Raw genomic sequence first — 7,487 nt, 5'->3', positions numbered from 1 at the left:
AGCACGTGCGCGAGGAGTTCGACTGCCTCGCGGCTCGCCTCAACATCCCGAACGTGATCACGATCCCGCTGTCGGCCCTCAACGGTGACAACGTCGTCACCCGGTCGCCGAGCAGTCCCTGGTACGACGGGCCGGTGCTGCTCGACCATCTCGAGACAGTTCAGGTCGCCACCGACTTCGACCATGACCACGCCCGGCTGCCCGTCCAGTACGTCATCCGGCCGCACAGCCACGAGCACCATGACCACCGCAGCTATGCAGGCACCCTGGCCGGCGGAGTCCTCCACGTGGGGGACGAGGTCATGGCCCTCCCCAGCGGACTTGCCAGCCGCATCGCCACGATCACAGGCCCGTCAGGACCGGTGGAGGAAGCCTTCGCCCCGATGGCGATCTCGGTCTCGCTGGCCGACGACATCGACCTCTCGCGTGGCGACATGCTGACCGACATCAGCCGGCAGCCCCGCGTCACCCAGGAGATCGACGCGACGGTCTGCTGGATGAGCGACAGCAGCGAGCTCACCGTGGGCGCGGAAGTCCTGCTCAAGCACACAACGCGGACCGCGAAGGCGACCGTGACGGCGCTCCACCACAGGCTCGACGTGACCACGCTCGAGGAAGACACGACCCCGACATGCCTGGCGGTCAACGAGATCGGGCGGATCACGCTGCGCACCCACCGCCCCCTCATGGTCGACGACTACGCCTCCAACAGCTCCACGGGTTCGTTCATCCTCATCGACCCGGTCGCGAACAACACGGTCGCCGCGGGCATGGTGGCGCCGCCTGCTGCGACGCCGAACACGACCCCGCCGCTGTCTCTCGTCGGGTCGGCGGACCGGCTCACCGCAGGTGCGACCCTGTGGTTCAGCGGCCTCTCGGGCTCGGGCAAGTCCACCGTCGCGCACTTGACGGAGAAGACACTTCTGGAGCAGGGCCGCCCCGCGTTCGTGCTCGACGGCGACACGCTGCGGCACGGTCTGAACTCCGACCTCAGCTTCTCGGCCGCCCATCGAGCCGGGAACCTACGTCGCCTGGCCCACGTGGCGGCCCTCATGGCCCGGTCCGGACAGGTCGTGCTCGTCGCGGCGATCAGCCCCCTTGACGCACACCGGCAGCTGGCGCGTCGCATCCACGCCGACGCCGGTGTCCCCTTCATCGAGGTCTACATGGACACCCCGATCGAGGTCTGTGAGCAGCGGGATCCCAAGGGGCTGTATGCCCAGGCACGCCGCGGCGAGATCGCAGGCTTCACGGGGATCGACAGCCCGTTTGAGGCGCCGGCCTCGCCAGACGTACGACTCTCGGCAGGCACACCAGTTGAACATGTCGCCCGCCTCATCGAGACGGTTCGGCGTGGCTGAGCACACCACTGATCATCAGCTTGCCGCCACGCTGGCCACCGAAGCAGGACGGCTTCTCCTCAAGGTCCGCGAGGAGCTGAAGGACGCCGACAGCTCGGTCCGCAAGAACGAGGGGGACAGCCGGTCGCACATGTTCCTCATGTCAGCCTTGGCCCAGGCTCGACCGAGGGATCTCGTGCTGTCGGAGGAGGGCGCTGATGACCCCGCCCGGCTGAGCGCCTCCCGAGTGTGGATCGTGGATCCCCTTGACGGTACGCGGGAGTTCTCCGAGCTGGGTCGAACGGACTGGGCCGTCCACGTCGCGCTCTGGGAGAACGGTGAGCTGGCCGCGGGGGCAGTCGCGCTGCCTGCCCAAGACGTGACACTCAGCACCCCTCAGGTGCCCATGCCGGCGGGGCACCACGGTCCGCTGCGGATCGTCGTGTCCCGCACGCGGCCCCCCGAGGTCGCTGTGCGGGTCCGCGACGGGCTGTCCGGCAAGCTCGTCGAGATGGGCTCGGCGGGAGCCAAGGTCCTGGCGATCGTGCAAGGGCGTGCTGACGTCTACGTGCACGCCGGAGGCCAGTACGAGTGGGACTCGGCAGCTCCCGTGGCTGTCGCGCGGGCGGCGGGGTTCCACTGCTCGCGGACCGACGGGTCTCCGCTTCTGTACAACCAGTCGGACGTGCTCTTACCCGACCTGATCGTGTGCCGACCTGAGCACGCCGCAGCCGTGTTGGCCATCACCACCTGACAGACTCCTCTCCATGCGGATGTCGGCCAAGGCGGAGTACGCCACTCGGGCGATGGTCCACATGGCAACCCTGGAACAGGACGAGCTCATCAAGTCCGAGGACCTCGCCACGGCCCAAGAGATCCCGCCGCAGTTCCTGCTCGACATCCTTTCCGACCTTCGCGGCGCCCGACTGGTTCGCAGTGTCCGCGGCCGCGAGGGTGGCTACGCGCTGGCCAGGCCCGCGTCAGAGATCAACCTGGCGGAAGTCCTGCGATGCATCGATGGCCCCCTGGCCAGCGTCCACAACGTCGGGCTCGGCGACCTGCCCTACGTCGGACCCACCGCCCGACTGACCGACGTCTGGATGGCCCTAAGGGCGAGCATGCGCTCGGTGCTCGAGCAGACGACGCTGGCTGACGTCGCCGGGCAGAGACTGCCACCGCACGTGCGCGAGCTTGCCGCGGACTACCGCCAGCAGGAGCGCGGTCGAACGAAGCGCCGCCGGGCATAGAGCCACCGACACGGTGCCGGTGTCCCGGACCGTGTTCACCTGAACACCGGGCCTTCCCACCAGTCCCACATGTCGGGGAGGTCGCGTGAGACCGTACGAGGGAACGTCGGGTCACGCTTCTCGAGGAAGGCCATCACGCCTTCCCTGACGTCGTCGCTCGCCCCCTGCGCTTGCAGCCCCCGGCTGTCGGCGCGGTGGGCGTCCATCGGGTGGGCCGCACCCGCCATCCGCCAGATGACCTGGCGTGTCAGCGCGATGGACACAGGCGCGGACGAGGAGACCATCGACAGCGCCAGTGCCTTGGTCGCTGCGAGCAGTCCCGCAGGCTCGTGGAGAGCGCCGAAGAGACCTGCCGCCAGCCCCTCCTGGGTCAGGAAGGTCCGACCTGAGTAGCACCACTCCAGGGCGGTCGGGATACCGACCAACCGCGGCAGGAACCAGGACGACGCCGCGTCGGGCATCAGCCCTCGGCGCGCGAAGACGAAGCCGATCTTGGCGTCGGGCACCGCCAGACGCGCATCCATCGCCAGGAGCATGCTCGCACCGACGCCCACCGCTGGCCCGTTCACTGCCCCGAGAACCGGCTTGAGGCTCTCGAACATCCTCAGCGTGACGAGACCACCGCCGTCGCGGTGCACGCCGTTCTCCAGCAACGCCATCCCGTTGCCGCCCTGGGTCTCGTAGTCGAACGTGCTGCCTCCGTCCCCCAGGTCCGCCCCTGCGCAGAAGGCCCGGCCGCGTCCGGTCATGATCACCGCGCGCACGTCGTCGTCCGCGTCGGTGTGGTCGAACACCTCGAGGAGCTCGCGCATCATCGTCGCGTCGAACGCGTTCAAGCGATCGGGACGGTCCAGCGTGAGGAAAGCGAGTCCGTCTTCGTCGACGTCGAGCGCGATGGTCTGCCAGCTCGTGTTGTCGCTCGTCATACATATAAAGTATCCTGAACTTGATGATGACCGCTTCGGAATCGCCGAGGCCGACGCCGCCTTCGCCGCCGCGGCGAACCGCAGCCTGAGCCGTCAAGGTGCACGTGCTTCCATGACCTCCCTCAGCCCCTCATGGCGTACTCGCTCTGAGCAAGTGCCACAGGACTGGCCACGACTCGCCTCCTACCTGCACGCGCAGGGCATGCGTCTCGACCTGGACCTCGAGCCCCGACAGTTCGCTACCGGACTGGCCAACCTCAACTACCGTGTGTCTGTCGACGGCGCACTGGCCGTTCTCCGGCGACCGCCCGCGGGCCCGCTGGCCGAAGGTGCGAACGACCTCGCACGTGAGTTCCGTGTTCTCGACGCCCTGCACGGGCCACTGCCCCTGGTCCCTCGTCCCTTGCACCTTTGCCTGGACACCTCGGTGCTCGGTGCACCGTTCGAGGTCATCGAGCACCGCAGCGGCTCGGCTGTCGGCGGACGGCTCCCGGACGAGATCGCAGACCGCCCGGACGCCGGCCCCGCCCTCACCTCCTCCCTTGTGGCCACGATGGCGACACTGCACAGCCTCCAGCCGGACACCCTCGGGTTGTCCGACCTCGGCCGCCCCGAAGGGTTCCTCAGGCGACAGGTCGTCGGCTGGGGACGGCGGGCCGACGCCGTCTTCCCCGACGGGCGCCCGCGAGCGCTGTCGGCCATCGTCGAGCACCTGGAAAGCACGGTGGTGGAGGAGTCCGCGGTAGCGCTGCTGCACGGGGACCTGAAGTTCGACAACGTCCTGTTCGACCTCCAGACCCTGCAGCCGACGGCGGTCGTCGACTGGGACATGGCGACCCGAGGTGACCCGCTGTTCGACCTCGCGGTCCTGCTCTCGTACTGGATCGAGGCGGACGACCCCGTAACTCTGCACGACCTGGGCCAAGTGCCTTCCCTCGAGCCAGGCTTCCCCTCCCGACGCGAGGTCGCCGCCCAGTACTTCGCGGCCTGCGGCCGGCCGCTCGAGGACCTGGCGTTCCACCTCACGCTTGCCCGGCTGCGCCTCGCCGTGGCATGGGTCCAGCTCTACCGCCAGTACGAACGCGGCACTGTCCGCGACCCCCGGTACGCCACCTTCGAGAAGACCGCCCAAGCCGTCCTCGACTGGACTGCTGACACCCTTGACGCCCCGCCACTGTGACAGGACAGCCGTGATCGACTTCGAGATCCCCTCCGACATGATCGAGCTCCGCGATCGCGTACGCGCGTTCGTGGCCACCACCGTCGTCCCCTACGAACGAGACCCGCGCCTCACCCAGCACGGGCCGACGGACTCATTGCGCGAGGAGCTTGTCGGTCTCGCCCGGGACGCCGGGCTGTTGAGCATCCAGGTGCCGGAACGGTTCGGCGGGATGGGCCTGACCCACCTCCAGCAAGCAGTCGTCTACGAAGCCGCCGGCTGGTCCACCCTCGGTCCGGTCGCGATGAACTGCGCCGCCCCCGACGAGGCCAACATGTACCTCCTCGGGCGGATCGCCTCCGACGTCCAGCAGAAGCAGTTCCTGGTCCCGGTCATCGAGGGCCGACAACGCTCTGTCTTCGCGATGACCGAGCCGGACGGCGCCGGCTCCGACCCCGCCCAGCTGTCCACGACCGCCGTCGTCGACGGCGACTCCTACATCATCAACGGCCGCAAGTGGCTCATCACCGGCGCGAACGGCGCCCGCACCTGGATCGTCATGGCGGACCTGCTGCCCAACGAGTTCGGCGCGAGCGGTCCCACGTTGTTCCTGTGCGACGGGCAGACACCCGGCATCGAGATCGAGCGCGTCATGGGCACCATGGACCGCAACTACGTCGAGGGCCACGGCGTTGTGCGCTTCAACGATCTGCGGCTCCCCCTCGATGCCCTCCTCGGAGATGCCGGCGAAGCGCTTCGGTACGCCCAGGTGCGGCTGGCCCCGGCTCGTCTGACGCACTGCATGCGCTGGCTGGGGGCCGCTACCCGCGCCCACACCATCGCCATCGAGCACGCGCGCACCCGCACCGCCTTCGGCAAGCCCATCGGCGAGCACCAAGGCGTGGGCTTCCTGCTTGCCGACAACGAGATCGCGCTTCAGCAGTGCCGCCTGGCGATCTGGCACGCCTGCTGGACGCTCGACCGCGGGGCCAAGGGCCGACACGAGAGCTCCATGGTGAAGGCGTTCGTCTCCGAGGAGCTGTTCAAGGTGGCGGATCGCTGCGTCCAGGTCCTCGGGGGCATCGGCATCAGCGATGAGACCGTCGTCGAGATGATCTTCCGCGACATCCGTGCGTTCCGGCTCTACGACGGCCCGACAGAGGTCCACAAGTTCGCCATCGCCCGCCAGCTACTCGGTCGTGGAACGGGGATGTAGCCACGCTAGTAGCGCGGCCGGCGGCCTTGAGCCACTCGCGAGGTCGGGAGGCCGAGGTAGTCGTCGATCTCGTTGAGCTGAGGTTCGGCTTCGGGTGTGACGCGTCAGCGGTCGCCTCGCTCCAGGGCCGCCTCGGCCCAGAGGCGCCCGGGCGACCCGGTCCCTGCACCACTCGGCCGGGCCCACGTCGTGAGCACGTCCTCGACTGCAGTGGTGCTCGTGGCCGGGGGCCGCGGGGTGGGTACGACGCTGCGGCCGAAGCGCGGCGCCGGCGCCGCCTGCCACACACCGTCCAGCTCGAGGAGAGTGCTCCGAGCGGACAGGTGCGGGTCGCTGACTGCTTCGCCATAGCTCAGGACGGGCGTGACGCAGGCGTCAGTACCCGCGAAGACCTCCGCCCACTCGTCTCGGGTCCGGGTGGCGATCACGGACGTGAACCGATCCCGCCACAGCGGCCAGTTCGCGGGGTCGGTGCGCTCCGGGAACTCGTCGGACGTGATGCCGAGCCCCTCCAGGAACGCGGCGAAGAACTGCGGCTCGAGTGCGCCCACGGCGATGTACCGGCCGTCGGCGCAGGTGTAGGTGTCGTAGTACGGGGCGCCACCGTCGAGCAGGTTGGCCGCCCGCTCGTCGGTCCACGCTCCTGTACCGCGGTAGCTCCACATCATCTGGTTGAGCAGACTGGCGCCGTCGACCATCGCGGCATCCACGACCTGGCCGAGTCCTGAGCGCTCGCGCTCCCACAACGCCGCGAGGATGCCGAGCGTCACGAGCATGGAGCCGCCACCGAAGTCGCCGACCAGGTTGAGCGGTGGGGCGGGCCGCTCTCCCGCCCGGCCCATGGCGTGCAGGGCGCCGGTGAGGGAGATGTAGTTGAGGTCGTGGCCGGCCTGCAGCGCCCGCGGCCCGTCCTGACCCCACCCGGTCATGCGGGCATAGACGAGCCGGCGATTCATGGCCAGGCACTGGTCCGGTCCGAGCCCGAGCCGCTCGGCCACGCCCGGCCGGTACCCCTCGACGAGCACGTCCGCCCCTTCGACCAGCCGATGGGCAGCGGCGCGTCCCTCGGGCTGCTTCATGTCGAGCACAACCACCCGGCGACCACGTAGCAACTGGTCGCCGGTACCGATGTCGGCCCCGGGGCGCTCGACGCGCACGACATCGGCGCCGAGGTCGGCCAGCATCATCGCAGCGTGCGGTCCGGGGCCGATGCCGGCGAGCTCCACGACGCGCAGGCCGGTCAACGGTGCGCTCATCGACGGCATCCGTGGCTCGTGACCTGTGTTTCGGAGATCCCGGTGGTGTGAGGGAGTGGGGCCCTGATGCGCATGGTGCTCCTCAAGCAGGTTGTTATCCGCGGCGATAGAGTATTCTCTAATAAGATCCCGCCCGAGCTCCACGTCCGCTGCTTTCAGAGCAGGACGCGTTCAGCCGGCTTGAAGCCGACTACCAGCGGCGCTGGCGAACACGCCGCTCGATCTCTGCCGTGCACATCACAACAACGCGGCCATGGGCCCAGCGCGGCGGCTTTGGCCCCGCGGGGACGGCAAACACCGGCACATCCAACGGAACACTTGCAAGCATCTGTTCGGCGTCCGC

7 protein-coding genes are annotated in these 7,487 nt (G+C 68.9%); 5 read left to right on the top strand and 2 right to left on the bottom strand.

What is annotated here, in order from left to right; translation table 11 throughout:
* The 3 genes from cysC to JF597_RS50365 form a co-directional block, all read left to right on the top strand.
* The coding region (gene cysC / locus JF597_RS50375; protein ID WP_294013021.1) for an adenylyl-sulfate kinase at window positions 1–1,361 on the top strand (1,361 nt) is incomplete at its 5' end.
* The gene (locus JF597_RS50370; RefSeq protein WP_294013018.1) at window positions 1,354–2,094 is read left to right on the top strand and encodes a 3'(2'),5'-bisphosphate nucleotidase CysQ; all 741 of its coding nucleotides are present in this window, start codon (window positions 1,354–1,356) and stop codon (window positions 2,092–2,094) included. The genes cysC and JF597_RS50370, both read left to right, overlap by 8 nt.
* A gap of 13 nt (window positions 2,095–2,107) precedes the next feature.
* Window positions 2,108–2,587 (top strand): Rrf2 family transcriptional regulator, encoded by a 480-nt coding sequence (locus JF597_RS50365; protein ID WP_294013016.1) that lies wholly within the window; start codon window positions 2,108–2,110, stop codon window positions 2,585–2,587.
* Window positions 2,588–2,622: 35 nt separating this feature from the next.
* Here the strand turns inward: JF597_RS50365 and JF597_RS50360 are convergent, their stop codons facing one another.
* Entirely contained in the window at window positions 2,623–3,513 is an 891-nt protein-coding gene (locus tag JF597_RS50360) for a crotonase/enoyl-CoA hydratase family protein (RefSeq protein ID WP_294013013.1), read from the bottom strand.
* A gap of 154 nt (window positions 3,514–3,667) precedes the next feature.
* Between JF597_RS50360 and JF597_RS50355 the strand changes: the two genes are divergently transcribed.
* Window positions 3,668–4,693 carry a phosphotransferase family protein gene (locus tag JF597_RS50355; RefSeq protein WP_294013010.1) on the top strand — a complete coding sequence of 342 codons (1,026 nt, stop codon included), beginning with the start codon at window positions 3,668–3,670 and terminating at the stop codon, window positions 4,691–4,693.
* Between the two features lie 10 nt (window positions 4,694–4,703).
* Window positions 4,704–5,888, top strand: a complete 1,185-nt coding sequence (locus JF597_RS50350; protein ID WP_294013007.1) for an acyl-CoA dehydrogenase family protein — start codon at window positions 4,704–4,706, stop codon at window positions 5,886–5,888.
* Window positions 5,889–5,992: 104 nt separating this feature from the next.
* Here JF597_RS50350 and JF597_RS50345 read toward each other — a convergent pair whose 3' ends face one another.
* Window positions 5,993–7,144, bottom strand: coding sequence for a CaiB/BaiF CoA-transferase family protein (locus JF597_RS50345; RefSeq protein ID WP_294013005.1), 1,152 nt, complete (start codon window positions 7,142–7,144; stop codon window positions 5,993–5,995).
* Window positions 7,145–7,487 lie beyond the last annotated feature (343 nt).

The organism is Streptomyces sp. (assembly GCF_019510245.1).
GTDB lineage: Bacteria > Actinomycetota > Actinomycetes > Streptomycetales > Streptomycetaceae > Streptomyces.
Note: the sequence above shows the minus strand (reverse complement) of the source record. Positions and strands in the feature narration are given on the sequence as shown.